General features: G+C 71.2%; 14 protein-coding genes. 1 reads left to right on the forward strand and 13 read right to left on the reverse strand.

Going from position 1 to position 14,175, the window contains the following annotated elements; translation table 11 throughout:
- Positions 1-14 precede the first annotated feature (14 nt).
- The 13 genes from NR792_RS11070 to NR792_RS11130 form a co-directional block, all read right to left on the reverse strand.
- The gene (locus NR792_RS11070; protein WP_375760029.1) at positions 15-2,870 is read right to left on the reverse strand and encodes an FHA domain-containing protein; all 2,856 of its coding nucleotides are present in this window, start codon (positions 2,868-2,870) and stop codon (positions 15-17) included.
- Positions 2,871-2,943: 73 nt separating this feature from the next.
- The gene (locus tag NR792_RS11075) at positions 2,944-3,834 is read right to left on the reverse strand and encodes a type II secretion system F family protein (protein WP_207051078.1); all 891 of its coding nucleotides are present in this window, start codon (positions 3,832-3,834) and stop codon (positions 2,944-2,946) included.
- A gap of 13 nt (positions 3,835-3,847) precedes the next feature.
- Entirely contained in the window at positions 3,848-4,693 is an 846-nt protein-coding gene (locus tag NR792_RS11080; protein WP_375760030.1) for a type II secretion system F family protein, read from the reverse strand.
- Positions 4,694-4,770: 77 nt separating this feature from the next.
- On the reverse strand, positions 4,771-5,589 hold the full coding sequence (gene cpaB, locus NR792_RS11085) for a Flp pilus assembly protein CpaB (RefSeq protein ID WP_120546685.1): 819 nt from the start codon (positions 5,587-5,589) through the stop codon (positions 4,771-4,773).
- Positions 5,590-5,822: 233 nt separating this feature from the next.
- The gene (locus tag NR792_RS11090) at positions 5,823-6,083 is read right to left on the reverse strand and encodes a hypothetical protein (RefSeq protein WP_375760031.1); all 261 of its coding nucleotides are present in this window, start codon (positions 6,081-6,083) and stop codon (positions 5,823-5,825) included.
- Positions 6,084-6,142: 59 nt separating this feature from the next.
- Positions 6,143-7,579 (reverse strand): anti-sigma factor family protein, encoded by a 1,437-nt coding sequence (locus tag NR792_RS11095; protein ID WP_375760032.1) that lies wholly within the window; start codon positions 7,577-7,579, stop codon positions 6,143-6,145.
- Entirely contained in the window at positions 7,576-8,223 is a 648-nt protein-coding gene (locus NR792_RS11100; protein WP_375760033.1) for an RNA polymerase sigma factor, read from the reverse strand. Before NR792_RS11100 ends, NR792_RS11095 begins: the two co-directional genes overlap by 4 nt.
- A 64-nt stretch (positions 8,224-8,287) precedes the next feature.
- Positions 8,288-8,695: a DUF2085 domain-containing protein gene (locus NR792_RS11105; RefSeq protein WP_375760034.1), complete on the reverse strand. Its 408-nt coding sequence runs from the start codon at positions 8,693-8,695 to the stop codon at positions 8,288-8,290.
- Complete coding sequence (locus NR792_RS11110; protein ID WP_375760035.1) at positions 8,664-9,719, reverse strand: ABC transporter ATP-binding protein; 1,056 nt, start codon at positions 9,717-9,719, stop codon at positions 8,664-8,666. The genes NR792_RS11105 and NR792_RS11110 overlap by 32 nt, the downstream gene beginning before the upstream one ends.
- Positions 9,716-10,753, reverse strand: a complete 1,038-nt coding sequence (locus NR792_RS11115) for an ABC transporter ATP-binding protein (RefSeq protein ID WP_375760036.1) — start codon at positions 10,751-10,753, stop codon at positions 9,716-9,718. The genes NR792_RS11110 and NR792_RS11115 overlap by 4 nt, the downstream gene beginning before the upstream one ends.
- Complete coding sequence (locus NR792_RS11120) at positions 10,750-11,745, reverse strand: hypothetical protein (protein ID WP_375760037.1); 996 nt, start codon at positions 11,743-11,745, stop codon at positions 10,750-10,752. The genes NR792_RS11115 and NR792_RS11120 overlap by 4 nt, the downstream gene beginning before the upstream one ends.
- Before the next feature lie 9 nt (positions 11,746-11,754).
- Positions 11,755-12,507: a hypothetical protein gene (locus tag NR792_RS11125; RefSeq protein WP_375760038.1), complete on the reverse strand. Its 753-nt coding sequence runs from the start codon at positions 12,505-12,507 to the stop codon at positions 11,755-11,757.
- 59 nt (positions 12,508-12,566) lie between these two features.
- Positions 12,567-13,397: a DUF4292 domain-containing protein gene (locus tag NR792_RS11130; protein ID WP_375760039.1), complete on the reverse strand. Its 831-nt coding sequence runs from the start codon at positions 13,395-13,397 to the stop codon at positions 12,567-12,569.
- 42 nt (positions 13,398-13,439) lie between these two features.
- Between NR792_RS11130 and NR792_RS11135 the strand changes: the two genes are divergently transcribed.
- A complete protein-coding gene (locus NR792_RS11135; protein ID WP_375760040.1) occupies positions 13,440-14,168 on the forward strand; it encodes a MotA/TolQ/ExbB proton channel family protein in 729 nt (242 codons plus the stop codon).
- Positions 14,169-14,175 lie beyond the last annotated feature (7 nt).

Here is a 14,175-nt window from a genome sequence, read left to right on the forward strand (position 1 = left end):
GGGGGGCACGGGCCCTAAAGCTCGTGCTCATAGGCTTTTTCCAGCCCGAGATTGTGGCAGCGATGCTCGGCGGTAGGGAAGCGTCTCCGCACGTCTTCGAGGGTCGCGACCGCATCCCGTCGGCTGCGGAACTGAACGGCCCGCTGGAATTGCATCATCAGCTGCCCGCAGCGGTGGTCCAGCTCCGTTGAAATCTGGGCGATCCGCTCCCGCACGTCGTCGTACAGCTCCGGCTTGTCGTCGAGCGCTTCCAGGGTGATCCACGCGGCGCGGTACTCCCGCCACGCCTTGAACAGGTTCTCCGCGCCCACGTCCTTCAGCTCGTAGAAGCGGGCTCCGGCCTTCGCGGACTCCCGGGCGGAAGCCACCAGCTGGTCCGGCGGCAGCTCGGGCACCGGGATGACCTCCAGGCGCAGGTTCCAGATGCGCCAGGGGTCGCGGCCGGGCGGGTTGAGGGCGTTGTCGAAGAGCAGCTGGTTGTTGGCGTTGCGGCGCAGGAGGCTGGGGGGCAGCACCTGCTCCAGCTCGCGCTCGGCCGTCTGCGCCGTGTCCGGGGGCACCCAGCCCAGGGACACGCCGTTGAGGGACAGGTTGACCTCGTCCCGGGCGATGTTGCTGGCCTGGTAGTGCAGCACCGCCACCGCGCGCGTGGGGGACACGAAGCGGAAGTCGAAGAGCTTGTCGTCGGCGTGCACCCAGCGCACGCCCTCACCCAGGCCGAAGGAGTCCGTCACCGGATCCAGGCCCAGCTTGAAGGGCTCGCGGCCGGGGAGGCGGATCGCCGAGGGCACCGCGAGCGCCACGAGCAGCGTCACCACCGCCAGCGCGCCCAGCCCCGCCAGCGACGCGAAGCCGATGCGCCGGGGCAGCGACTGGCGCTGCCAGAAGAGGAGGAACCGGCCCTTGAGCGTCTTGCCCAGCTGACGCCGCTGGCGGGCCTTGTCGGCGGCGGACGACGGTTCAATCTTCGCGACGACCGTCACCGGGCCCTTGGGCACGGGCGCGAGGGCGGAGGTTTCCGGGCCAGGAGGGAGGGACTGGGGGGCGTCGCCCTCCGCCGCCGGGACGAGCGCGGGGGCCAGCAGCGGCGCCTCACCGGGCAGCGGTCCGGCGTCCAGCTTCGGCGGAGACGCGGACCGGTTCCGGCCCACGAGCGTCACGGGCTCCGGCTCCGGCTCCCGCGAAGGCGGCGGGACGGGGGGGCTCCAGGCCGGCGGGGGCGCCAGGGCCGAAGCAGCGGGCGCGAGCGCGTCCTGGCCCGCGAAGGTGGGCGAGGCCCGGGTCTCCTCCGGAGGGTCCGCGGGGATGTCGTCGTCCTGGCCGACGAAGGTCGCCGGCTCGGGGGCGCCCGGCGCGGGGGGAGCCGCCGCCGCGAGGCCAATGCGCATCGGCCTGGCCACGAGCGGGCTGACCGGGGTGATGGGCCGGAGGTCGAGGACGGTCCGCTCCTCGGGCTCCTCCAGCGTCGGCGCGGGCAGCACGGGCGCAGCGTCCAGCGGCGGTGCGGCCTCCACCAGGGGCGGCGCTTCCGGGGTCGCCGGAATCGCCATCAGCGTGCGCTCCTCGGGCTCGTCCAGGTCCGGGACGGGCAGCACGGGAGCAAATGCGGAGGGGGGCTCGGGCGAGTCCACGGTGGGAATCGCCATCAGCGTGTGCTCCGCGGGCTCGTCCAGGTCCGGGACGGGCAGCACGGGCGCCAGCGCGGAGGCAGGCACGGGCGAGTCCACGGTGGGAATCGCCATCAGCGTGCGCTCCTCGGGCTCGTCCGGCATCACCGGGGCGAGCTCCACGGGAGGCGACGCGACGGGAGGCCGTGCCGGCGGGGGCGGAGCCATGAGCCCCGGCGGCGTCGCCAACGGCAGGCCGGACACGGAAGCCGCGGACGCACGCGCGGCACCACGCCCCAGCTCGGGACGGTTCAGGGCGGGCGCGCCGACACCAGGCAGGTTCGCGACGGCCTTGCGCTTCGGGGAGGCCGCCGGCTCCACGGGGCCGGGAGCCGGGGACGCCCCCACCGCGGGCAGTCCCGACGCCGAGGCTCTTCCCGATGAGGAAGCGCCCAGCACCGGAGGCCTGGCCGGAACTCCGGCCACGTGGTTTCCCGGCGCCGAAGCCCCCAACACGGGAGGCCCGGAAGGGGCCCTGTTCGAAGCAGCTGCGTCAGCGACAAGCCCTGGCGCCAAGGGCCCCAGCACCGGAGGTCCCGCGGGAGCCTTGGCCGGGGTGGCCGCCCCCGGCGCGACGGCACCCAGCACCGGAGGTCCAGCGGAAGGCTTCGCCGCCACGGACGCTCCCGGAACGGAAGCCCCCAGCACCGGAGGTCCCACGGGAGTCCTGGCCGGCGCGGCCGCTACCGGCGGAGCGGCACCGACCGCCGGCAGATCCGGAGCGGAGGGCCGCTTCGGCGTGGCGCTCGCGACCACCGGCATCGCGGGAGCCGCCCCACCCTTCGCGGCGGGCACGGCCATCCCGGGGCGCGGAAGGGACGCGGGCCGCGCCATCGCGGGCATCGACTGCTGGTAGCTCGTGGGCGCCGCTTCGATCTCCGCGAGCGAGGCCTGCTCCACGCCCTGCGGCGACACCTTCGCGTGCGGCGGCGCGAGCGCCCGCCGGATGGGCCGGGTGACGTCGTCGTCATCCTCCGGGGCCACCCAGACGAACGTGAACTCCACCGGACCGACGGTGATGCGGTCGCCGTCGCGCAGCTGCTTCTCACCGGCCAGCGGCTGGCCGTTCAGCTGCGTGCCGTTCGCGCTGCCGACGTCCTCGGCGAAGTAACGCCCCTCCCTCGCCGTGATGCGGGCATGACGCCGGGAGACACCGTGGTCATGCAGCACCAGGTCGTTCTCCGAGGTCCGGCCGATCTTCACCTCGGCCTGCTCGAAGGCGAGCTCCCGTCCGACCTGGAGCCCCTGGGTGATGGTGAGCAGGATGGGCAGAGGACTAGCCCCCGACGTTGCCGAACATGAACTGGAACACGATGGGCCCGAAGAGCACCATGAACACCGTCGGGAAGATGCAGGCGATGAGCGGGAACAGCATCTTCACCGGGGCCTCGCCGGCCAGCTTCTCCGCGCGCTGCGTGCGGTCGATGCGCATCTGCGTGGACTGGATGCGCAGCACCTTGCCCAGGCTCGTGCCCATCTTGTCCGCCTGGATCAGCGCCGTGACGAACGTCGTCAGGGACGGCAGGTCCACGCGCACGATCATGCTCTTGAGCGCCTCTTCACGCGTCTTGCCCATCTTGAGCTGCTTGAGCACCAGCTGCAGCTCCTCGCGCAGCGGGCCCTGGCGGCCCTTCTCCACCACCTTCGCCAGCGCGCCCGTGAAGTCCATGCCCGCTTCCACCGACAGCGTCAGCAGGTCCAGGTTGTACGGAAGCGCGCGGCTGATGGCCAGATGACGGCGCTTCACCTGATCGTTCAACCAGATGAGCGGATAGAACAGGCCCAGCAGCATCACCAGCAGCGACCAGGCCAGGTTCATCCCGATGCCGTTGACCACGAACAGGCCGGCCAGCAGGGCGAAGAAGGCGCTGATCTCCTGCAGCGCCATGATGTCCTCGGGCTTGTACTGCGACGGCTCGCCCGCCTTGATGAGCTTGCGGCGCGTCTTGGACTCGTAGCCCGGCCACATGAAGCGCCGGTTCATCGCGCCCAGCTTGCGGATGGCGACGGAGCCCGCGCCCTTCACGCCGCCCGCGGACTCGTCCCGGACTTCCGACAGGAAGCGCTCCAGGACGTTGGAGTACAGGCCGATGCCCAGGAACGCCACCGCGCCCGCGGTCAGCAGGGCCGAGCCGCCCATCAGCAGAAATGTCAGGACTTCCTGCACGGTGCGCCTCGTTTCAGATGTCGATGTTGACGATGCGCCGGATGATGAGGATGCCCATGATCTCCATGATGGCGATCAGGGTCACCAGGATGTAGCCGAAGAAGTGGTTCATCATCGGCTCCATCAGGTCCGGACGCATGTAGTTGAGCACCAGGCCCAGCACCGCCGGCATGGCCGCGACGATCCACCCTTGAAGCTTGCCCTGGGACGTCAGCGCGTCGATCTTGCCTTCCAGACGGAAGCGCTCGCGGATCACCGTGGAGATGGTCTCGAACATCTCCGCCATGTTGCCGCCCAGCTGGCGCGCGATGTTGGTGGACACGACCACCAGCTCCAGGTCGTCGCTGCCCACGCGGCGGCCCATGTTGATGAGCGCCTCCTCCAGCGGCACGCCCAGCTTCACTTCCTTCACGAAGAGGCCGAACTCCTGGGACAGGGGCGGCATCGCCTCGCGCGCCACGTGCTCGATGGCCTGGGGGAACGTGAGGCCCGCCTTGAACGCGTTGGCCATGGCCTGCAGCGCGTCCACCAGCTGCACGTTGAACTTCTTGATGCGGCGCTTGCGGTAGTGCTTCACGAGCAGCATCGGCAGGAAGAAGCCGAAGATGGTCGCCAGCACCGCCAGGATGGGGTTGAAGATGATGTAGCTGAGGATGCCCAGGAGGCACATGCAGGCGATGTTGAGGATCAACATCTGCCGCGCGTCGATGAAGAGGAACATGTCGCTCAAGTCGTTCATCGACTTGGCGACGTACCGCTCCTGGTACTGCTCGTACGCCTTCGACAGGACGCTGAAGATCACCAGGCTGAAGAAGAACACCGAGCCGGTGACGAGGAGGAGGACGATACCTGCGAGCATGGGCGCGAATCCCCGGGGGATGAGGGAGGGGTCGGCAGGGCCGCTTCAGCTTAAGGAAGCGGCCCCGCGCGCGACGACTACGGAGAGCCGGCCGAGGCCTTCTCGCCGCTGCCACTGCCCTTGATGATCTGGATGATCTCCCGGCGCTTCTGCTCCAGCACGCGGGTGCGCTCGCCGGACAGGAGCGTGCTGATGGTGGCGCGGCCGCGCTCCTCGATGAGGTCCACGTCGTCCTCGTTGCGCAGGGACAGCGTCAGCTGCCCCAGCTCCGCCGCCAGCACCAGGATCTCCGCCTCTTCCGGCAGCACCATCAGCGAGACGTTGTTGTACTCGCGCTGGTTCTCCGGGATGAGGTTGATGTTCGTGGTGCCGGTGATTTTGCCCGTGGCGACCACGATGATGTTCTGCAGCAGCGTCACGGCGACGCTCTCGTCCGTCTGCGGATCACGGAACGTGCCGATGATGTCCACGTGGTCGTTGGGGCGGATCCACCCGCCCACGGACGTGGTCTGCTTCGCCTCGATGGTGATGGCGCGCGCCTTCTTCTGCACCTTCGTGGACAGGCGCTCGGCGGCCTTCGTCGTCTCGAACTGGCTCCAGAGGATGGGGTCGCCGGCCTGCAGCGCCACCAGCACCTTCTGGTTCACGATGTAGTTGGCGGAGTCCGGCTTCACCACCGACGAGGTGACGAACTGCTCCGGCACGGAGCGCTGGGAGATCATCTCGTACGTGATGACCGAACCCTCGGGCATGTCCTGGCCCGCCACCACCACGGGCACCAGGTTCCACCCGCGGCGCACATCCGATTCCTTCTTCTTGATGGCCGAGTAGGCCACGATGCCGGCGAGCAAACCGAGCACCAGTGCGACGACGAGCGGGGTCTTACCCTTCAACATGGTTCTAGGTCCTCCAGAACGGTGGGGCGCCGTCGTGGCGGCAGGACAGCTTTGGACGAGGGGGCGATGCCAGGGCGCGAACGGGGCGGAATGTTATCCATGCCCCACGCCGGGTGTCAAAACCACCTCTCGAGACAAAGCGGAATCCCGGGACACCCGGGGCTCGCGGCGCCTGCCCGCCCGGCAGGGAGGACGGCGCGTCACACGGGCCTGATCCGCGGCCTCTGCGTCGCTCAGGGGAACGGCAGGTTCAGCACGAAGTAGAACGAGTCGTAATAGATCTGGTACGCCTCGAGGAACAGGTCGATGACGTTGGTCTGCTTGTCCTCGTTCCAGCGGATCTTCACCGTGGCGCCGATGACGAGCCCGACGATCAACACCCAGTTGATCATCGAGTACTCCACCATGGCCTGGCCACGACGGGCCCGGCGCGGGGAGCGCGGCGGTGACTTCCGGGGGCTGTTCACGGGGGGAGCGTGCACGTCCGACGTCATGTCCCCATTATCCAGGACCCGGGCCCCGGACACATCGGTCATGTGGACTGCCCCCTCCCCTACTGCGCGGGCTTGGAGGGGGCGGCCTTGGCAGGAGCCGACGCGGGCGCCGCGGGAGGCGTGGCCTGACGCAGGCGGCGCTGGGCCAGCTGGGCCGCGCTGGAGCCGGGGGCCTCGGTGATGATCTGCCCGCAGACGGTGGCGGCTTCCTGGCTCCGGCCCTGGACGGACTCGGACTCGCAGAGCCGTGAGAGCAGCGCCAGCCGCTCGCTGCCCGTGGCTCCGGCCGCGAGCGCGGCGCGCAGCAGCTGCGCTTCCCGGGCGCGGTTCCCCTGGTTGGCGGCGGCCTGGGCCTGGGCGGCCAGGTCGCGCGACGTCATCGCCTCGTCAGCGGAGGCGGACTTCTCCACGGGCCTGGGCTTCGCGGCCTCGACGCGGGCAGCGGTCTCCTGCTTCGGTTCCGCGGACGGGAGCGTCGTGGTCGCCGGCGGGGACTGCCGGTCCAGCGCGCCCGTGGGGGCGGGAGCCATGGCCTCGGCCATGGGCGCGGAGGCCGCGGAAGGAGGAGGCGGCGGGGGCGCGCCGGCGGCCATGCCTTCGGCGTCTTCGTCCATGGAGAGCCCACGGCCATAGGACGCACCGCCCAGCCGCAGGGAGTCGGTCTTCGCGACCTTCCCCTTGTCGCTGCTTCCACCCGGTGCGCGGCGCGGCGCGGAGGCGTCCTTCATGGCGAGGGCGCTGTCGGCCTCCTCTTCCTTCGGAGGCGACTGCTGCGCGGCCGGGGCCTGCTCGAGAGAAGCGAATCCGTCGTCCGCGTCCCGGACGGCCTTGGACATCTTCTTCCTCGGTGCGTCGGTGTTCGCGCGGCGCTGCTCCAGCAGCGCGCCACCGCTGCCCGCGTTCATCCAATCCGACGGACGGACGTTGGCCGCGCCCTTGAGCTCCGCGCGCGCTTCGGCCTGCTTCCGTTCGGCGAGCTCATCCACCACCGGCTCGGACGCGGCCGGCTCCGGAGGCGCGCTCGAAGGCGCAGGCGGGGGCATCAGGGCTCTCGAAGCGCGGTCGCCTCGAGCGTCCGCCTCCTTCGCCGCCTCCGCCACCACCGGGCTGGAGGCCTTCTGCGACAGGTTTGGCTCCAGGTGGAGGTTCTCGCTGACCGTCAACGTGAGGAGGCCGAAGGTGCTCACCGTGGCCAGGCCCACCGCGGGCAGCAGCCAGCGGCGCCAGCGCGAGGGCTTCGGCTCGGGCCCGGCGGCGGCGCGGCGCGCGGACTGCTGCGCGTACGCGAGCAGCGACTCCAGGCCCGCGTCCGGCGCGGGTTCTGACGACAGCTGCGCCATGGTGCTCCGCACGCCGCGGATGTCCGCCAGCGCCTTCGTGCAGCGCGCGCAGCCCTGGACGTGCTGCTCCAGCGACTGGGCCTCCGACGCGGGCAGCTCGCCATAGGCGAAGTCGAGGAGCCGGTCCTCGTGCGCGTGGGCATTCTGGGCACTCATCCCGCCACCGTCCTTCCATCCTCCGACAGGTCGCCATCCACGCCCAGCTCTCCCAGGCGGCGGCGCAGGCCCTCCAGCGCGTAGCGCATCCGGCTCTTCACCGTGTTCTCGGACACGCCCGTCACCTCGGCGATCTCCTTGAACGGGATGCCGCTGTACTCACGCAGCACGAACACCTCGCGCTGCTCCTCCGGCAGGGCCGACAGGGCCCGCTCCAGCAGGGGCCGCAGGCGCGCGTTGTGCGCCCCGCGCTCCGGACTGGCGCCGGCATCCGGCAGCCCCTCGCCCAGCGGACGTCCCTCGTCCCCGTCGGTACCCGCCGCGGGGGCTTCCAGGGACGTGGCCTGGCGGTAGCTCTCTTTGCGCGTGCTGTCCACGCAGAGGTTCCTCGCGATGGTGTACAGCCAGGTCGTGAACCGGGCCTTGGGCTCGTATTCCCGGGCGCTGCGGACCACCTTGAGCCACGTCTCCTGCAGCACGTCCTCCGCCCGTGCCCGCTGCCCCACGAAGCGCAGGATGAAGTTGAACACCGGCGCGCGGTGCTTGCGCACCAACGCTTCGAACGCGCGCGCGTCTCCCGCCTGGAAGGCGAGCATCAGCTGCTCGTCTGAGGTTTCGGGTGCCAAACTTCCCCCAGTGCCCATGAAGCCACGGGTGCCATCCCCTTCACCGCCCACGGCCTGTAACGGACAGCCGTGCGCGAAAGGTCTATTCCGGCCGTGGCCGCCGGTAAGTGGCGAGAATGACAGGGACCGCCACCCCTGTCACCAGAAGTGCCTGCGCCAGCAGCACCGCCGGCAGCGGGCGCTGCACGTGCACGTACAGCGAGCGGCCAAGCCCCACCCCCAACAGGACGCCTGTCAGCGTGCGCAGCCAGTTGGAACCGGACGCGGGCCGGAAGCGTCCCACCGCCCAGTCCACCAGCGCGGGCAGCGTGAGGGCCAGCACCACCGGCACGTCCCGCTCCCACTGGAGCGGCGCCTTCAGCGCGAACAGCCCCAGGAACACGGCGGCGAGCACCGGGTACGTGCCCAGGCACCGCGCGCACACGCGCACGCCCGCGAGCACGTACGTGCGGTTGTACTCATCCGGGTGATGATGGCTGAGCCAGAACACCGGCACCTCCCGCGGACGCGGAAACAGAAGTCCCTTCCTGCGCGTTCCGCGAATCCCCTTCCGCCAGGAAGCACGCCGCGGCGTGGCCTCCGCCCAGCGGATACAGCGGCGGCGACTCGCGCCGGCAGCGCTCCATCGCATGGGGGCAGCGCGGGTGGAACGCGCAGCCGGTCGGCGGCGACAGGGGCGAGGGCGGCTCTCCCGGCAGGAGCAGCCGCGCGCGGGGACGCTCCGGATCCGGCACCGGCACCGCGGACAGCAGGGCCTGCGTGTACGGATGGCGAGGCCCGGCGTACAGCGCCCGCGACGGCGCCACCTCCACGATGCGCCCCAGGTACATCACCGCCACGCGCGTGGACACGTACTCCACAATCTTCAGGTCGTGCGCGATGAAGACGTAGGTGAGCCCGCGCTCGCGCTGCAGGTCCACCAGCAGGTTGACGATCTGCGCCTGGATGGAGACGTCCAGCGCGCTGATGGGCTCGTCCGCCACCACCAGGTCCGGACGCAACGCGATGGCACGTGCAATGCCAATGCGTTGGCGCTGGCCGCCGGAGAACTCGTGCGGGTAGCGGTGCCGCGCCTCGCGGGGCAGCCCCATGGCGTCCAGCAGCGCCAGCACCTCGTCCTCGCGCGCCTTGCCCTTCGCGAGGCCATGGATGGCGAAGGGCTCCGCGAGGATGTCCCCCACCGTCATGCGCGGGTTGAGCGACGCGTACGGATCCTGGAACACGAGCTGCATCTGCCGGCGCAGCGGCCGCAGCTCGCGCTGCGACAGGCCGGTCAGCTCGCGCCCGGCCACGCGGATGGAGCCGGAGGTCGGGTCGATGAGGCGCAGCACCGCGCGCCCCAGGGTGCTCTTGCCGCAGCCGCTCTCCCCCACCAGGCCCAGCGTCTCGCCCCGGGCGACGTCGAAGGACACGCCGTCCACCGCGCGCACCGTGCCGCGCGTCCGGCCCAGCCAGCCGCCCTTCACCGGGAAGTGCACCTTCAGGTCGCGCACCTGGACCAGGGGCTCGCTCATGGCGCGGGCACCGGGTGATGGCAGGCGGCGGACTGGGCTCCGCGCTTGGGCTCCAGCGCGGGCGTGACGCGGGCGCACAGCTCGGTGGCGCGGTCGCAGCGGTCGCGGAACGCGCACCCGGACGGCAGCGCGCCCAGCGACGGCACCATGCCGGGGATGGCCTTCAAGCGCTGGCGTCCACCCTCCACCGCCGCGCCCGCGTCGTGCAGCGACGGGATGGAGCGCAGCAGGCCCGCCGTGTACGGGTGCGCGGGCCGGGCGAACAGCTCGCGCACCGGGGCCTGCTCCACGATGCGGCCCGCGTACATCACCACCACCGCGTCACAGCTCCCGGCCACCACGCCCAGGTCGTGGGTGATGAGCATCACCGCCATGCGGCGCTCGGCCTGGAGGCGCTTGAGCAGCTCCAGGATCTGGGCCTGGATGGTGACGTCCAGCGCGGTGGTGGGCTCGTCCGCGATGAGCAGCGCCGGGTCGCACGCGAGCGCCATGGCGATCATCACGCGCTGGCGCATGCCGCCGGAGAGCTGGTGCGGGTACGCGTCCACGCGCTCGCCGGGCGCGGGGATGCCCACCTGCCGGAGCATCTCCACCGCGCGCTCACGCGCCTGCGCGCGGGTGGCGCCCAGGTGCAGCCGGACGCCCTCGCCAATCTGCTCGCCCACGGTGAACACCGGGTTGAGCGACGTCATGGGCTCCTGGAAGACCATGGCCACGTGCCGGCCGCGCACGCGCCGCATCTGCTTCTCCGGCAGGGCCAGCAGGTCCTCGCCCCGGAAGCGCACCTCGCCGCCCACCACGCGGCCGGGCGGCTGGGGGACGAGCCGCATCACCGACAGCGCCGTGAGGCTCTTGCCGCAGCCGCTCTCCCCCACCACCCCCAGCGTGCCGCCAGGAGGAACGGTGAAGGACACGCCGTCCACCGCGCGCACCGTGCCGCGCGGGAGCGACAGCTGGGTGACGAGCCCCCGCACGTCCAACAGCGGGGCCGGGGCGTCTACAAGAGCCCCGGGGGACGGCGCGACGCCGGTCACTTCTGGGCCAGTTCCTCCAGGAACTCCGCCTCCTGGATGAGCCCCTTGCGGATGAGCAGGCGGATGAGGCTCGCGACCATGCGCGCGGGCTTCACCTTCTCCGTGTCCAGGCTGGCCTCCTCGCCGCGCGAGATGCGGTCGATGTCGTCCAGCACCGCCAGGTCCTCCTCGGAGAAGTCCGGCTTGGGCGTGAGCGCCACGGACGGCTTCGAGCCCTGCGCGGCGCCGCCGAAGAGCACCACCGGCACGCGCGGCTTGCTCGGGTCCTCCGGTTCGGAGGGCGGCGGGGGCGGCGGCCGGGCCGCGGCGGGAGGAGGCGGCGGGGGCTTCGGGGCCTTGGGACGGGGCTTGGAGCCCAGGATGTCCTCCAGCACCTCCGCGCCGTCGACGCCCGAGTCGTGCGGCGGCGGAGGAGGCAGGTCCCAGTCCAGCGCCGGCGGCGCGGGCGGGCGCGGCGGCGCCGGGGGCCGCGCGGCGGCGGGAGGCGGCGGCGGCAGGATGTCCGGCGAATCGTCTTCGTCCATGTCCATCGGTTCAGCCTCCACGATGTCCAGGGGCTCGCCCCGGCCGCGCGCGAGCGCCTGCTCCATGTCATCCGGCGCGGCGACGAACACCTTGAGCTGCTTGCGCAGCTGGAAGCGCAGCTCGTCCACCAGCGTCAGGTTGCCCGGGTCCTCCACCGCGACGTGGATCCGCTCACTGCGGCCTTCCTGCTCCGACGCGAAGAGGAGCACCCGGTGCTCGTTCTGGAAGTCCATGGACACCAGCGAGGACACCCCGTGCGGGATGTACTCGGGGATCTCCACGAACGGCAGCGCGTGCTGCGCCGCCAGCGCCCGCGCGATGTCCCGGCCGGTGCACAGGCCCATGGACACCAGCACCTCGCCCAGCTTGCGGCCCTGGCCGCGACGCCCGGAGGCCAGGGCCTGCTTCACCTGCTCGTCCGTCACCACTCCGGCCTGGACGAGGAGTTCACCAATCTTCTTGCGCATGGCCGGGGGCTACCGCTTGACCTTGGCGAGGTATTCCTCGCGGGAGAAAACGCCCTTCTCGATGAGCAGCTCCACCATGGCCTTCAGCGCCGCGACCTCCTTGCGCTGGACCTCCTCCACGCTCTTGAGCAGCTCCGCGGGGCTGCCGGAGGCCGCCTGACGGGGAGGCTCCGCGGGGGGAGGCGGCCGGGCCGGGGGCGCGGCGGCGGGCTTGGGGGACATGGCCACGGCGGCGGCCGGGTCCAGGTCCTTCAGGTTCTTCACGACGGTGCGGCCCTGCGCGTCCACCACCTTGAAGTTGGTGTCCGCGTCCTCCAGCTCCGCCGTCTCCTCGTAGAGGCGCGCGAACGCCCGCGCCACGGAGGTGCGCCCCGCCACGTTGGCCACGATGCGGCACTTGGACAGGGCCCGCAGCTCGTCCAGCACCCGCACGTTGAGCGGGTCCGACATGGCGACCACGAGCGTCTTGCCGTCGTCGCGCAGCTGCAGCGGCACGACGGAGAAGTCGCGCGCCGTCTGCGCGGGAATCTTCGCCTTCACGTGCGGCGGCACCATCTGCACGGCGTCCAGGTTCACCGCCGGCATGCCGAGCTGCTTCGACAGGGCGCGCACGAGGATGTCCTCGGAGACGAGGTTCATGCGGACGAGGATCTCGCCCAGCTTCCCGCCCCACTTGGCCTGCTCGGCGAGCGCCGCCTTGAGCTGGCTCTCCTGCAGGACGTTCGCCTTGATCAGCAGTTCTCCGAGCTTGATCTGTGCCATGTCGTGCGCGCCATAGTACCCGGTTTGCGCCGGTGTGCTGCCTTTCGACGCCTGGATGCTCAGGAACCCGGCGCGGGGGGCGGGGGCGACACCGGCCCCCCCGAGCGGACTTCCTGGCCCCGTGCGTCGACGTCCACCACCCGGGCCCCCTCGGGCGCCCCCAGCTCATAGAGCGTCAGGTCCGGGCGGCCGTTGAGGCGGATGTCCGTGTACTTCAGGTCCAGCTTCGTGTCCGCCGTGGAGGCGATGAGGTGCACCTTGCCGGGGAAGAGCTGGTCGCCGCGCGGCTCGAAGTCCTCGAACGCCAGGTCGTAGCCCGGCACGCCCCGGACCTCGCTCTTCACCACGCGCAGGTGCTTGGGATCCACGCGGAGTGTCTGCGTCGCGGCTCCCCGCTGGAGCTTCAGCACGTACACCCGCTCCTGCTCGTCCAGCTCCAGGGTCATGGACTCCGGGGGTAGGAGGGGGACCTGGCCCAGCATCACCGCCACCAGCTCCTCGCTCGGCAGGACGACGGGCAGGAAGCGGGACACGTTCTCCGCGCTCGCAGGGCCCTGGAGGTATGTGTTCTCCCGCGCCTGGTAGACGCCGAAGCGCTCACCGTCGGAGACGAGCGAGGCCACCGGGCGGTTGAAGAAGTCGTACGTCTCCAGGTGGATGAGGGCCGGACGGGTGATGGAGAGGTACGCGGAGAGCGTGCCGCTGCCCTGGGGCGAGTCGACGTGCAGCTTGGCGTCGCCCTCCAGGTTCACGACCTTCGCCTGCCGCTCGCGCACGTGCTGGTAGAGCGTCTGGGCGTCCTCGATGCGTCCCTCTGGACCGAACTCGAGGCGTTTGGGGCAGGCCGAACAGAGGAGGGCCAGGAAGATTGCGGCGGCTGCGCGGTTCATATGTCCTAGTGTGAGCCAGGGCCGCCTGCCCGGTCATCCATCATGAATCTGAACGATCTACTTCATTACCTTCGCCTGGGCGGCGTCACCCTCGCCCTCCTCCTGGGCGCCTCCGTGGTGGCCCTGGGCGTGGCCATCGAGCGGCTCATCGCCCTCTGGGGTGTGAGCGAGCGCTCCCGCAACCTGGGGGAGATCGTCCAGAAGCACCTCCTGCGGGGGGACGTGGCCGCCGCCCGCACCGCCGCCGAGCGCTCCGACGCCGTGGCGGCCGACATCTTCCTCGCCGGCTTCGACCGCTGGGAGCGCTCGCGCTCCACCGGCGGCAACGGCATTGAGTCCGCCGTGGAGCGCGAGCGCGCGCAGGTGGGGCTCAAGCTGCGGCGCAACCTGTGGCTGCTCGCCACCATCGGTTCGACGACGCCCTTCGTGGGCCTCTTCGGCACCGTGGCCGGCATCATGCGTTCGTTCAAGGACCTGGGCGTGGACGTGGAGGCCGGCGGCACCGGCGGCTCCGCGGCCGTGATGATGGGCATCTCCGAGGCGCTCGTCGCCACCGCCGTGGGCATCCTCGTCGCCGTGCAGGCGATGGTCTTCTACAACTACTTCCAGGCCCGGCTGTCCCGGGTGCTGGTGGAGCTGCGCCTGCTGGGCGACGAGTTCGTGGAGGTCCTCAAGGAGCGCGCCGCCGGCGGGCCCCTGCCGGACGCCACGCCCTCGCGCGAGAGCGCCACGCCCCCGGCCCCGCGGCCGGATCCGCAGCCCGCCTCGTAAGGAGAGA

Source organism: Corallococcus exercitus (assembly GCF_042231735.1).
Taxonomy (GTDB): Bacteria; Myxococcota; Myxococcia; order Myxococcales; family Myxococcaceae; genus Corallococcus; species Corallococcus exercitus_B.

Bases quoted from the DNA above. Each gene is read 5' to 3' on its own strand.
- NR792_RS11095 (WP_375760032.1), bottom strand. From the start codon at position 7,579: ATGAGTGCCCAGAATGCCCACGCGCACGAGGACCGGCTCCTCGACTTC.
- NR792_RS11100 (WP_375760033.1), bottom strand. From the start codon at position 8,223: ATGGGCACTGGGGGAAGTTTGGCACCCGAAACCTCAGACGAGCAGCTG.
- NR792_RS11120 (WP_375760037.1), bottom strand. From the start codon at position 11,745: ATGCGCAAGAAGATTGGTGAACTCCTCGTCCAGGCCGGAGTGGTGACG.
- NR792_RS11135 (WP_375760040.1), top strand. From the start codon at position 13,440: ATGAATCTGAACGATCTACTTCATTACCTTCGCCTGGGCGGCGTCACC.
- NR792_RS11130 (WP_375760039.1), bottom strand. From the start codon at position 13,397: ATGAACCGCGCAGCCGCCGCAATCTTCCTGGCCCTCCTCTGTTCGGCC.
- NR792_RS11125 (WP_375760038.1), bottom strand. From the start codon at position 12,507: ATGGCACAGATCAAGCTCGGAGAACTGCTGATCAAGGCGAACGTCCTG.
- NR792_RS11110 (WP_375760035.1), bottom strand. From the start codon at position 9,719: ATGAGCGAGCCCCTGGTCCAGGTGCGCGACCTGAAGGTGCACTTCCCG.
- cpaB (WP_120546685.1), bottom strand. From the start codon at position 5,589: ATGTTGAAGGGTAAGACCCCGCTCGTCGTCGCACTGGTGCTCGGTTTG.
- NR792_RS11090 (WP_375760031.1), bottom strand. From the start codon at position 6,083: ATGACGTCGGACGTGCACGCTCCCCCCGTGAACAGCCCCCGGAAGTCA.
- NR792_RS11080 (WP_375760030.1), bottom strand. From the start codon at position 4,693: ATGCTCGCAGGTATCGTCCTCCTCCTCGTCACCGGCTCGGTGTTCTTC.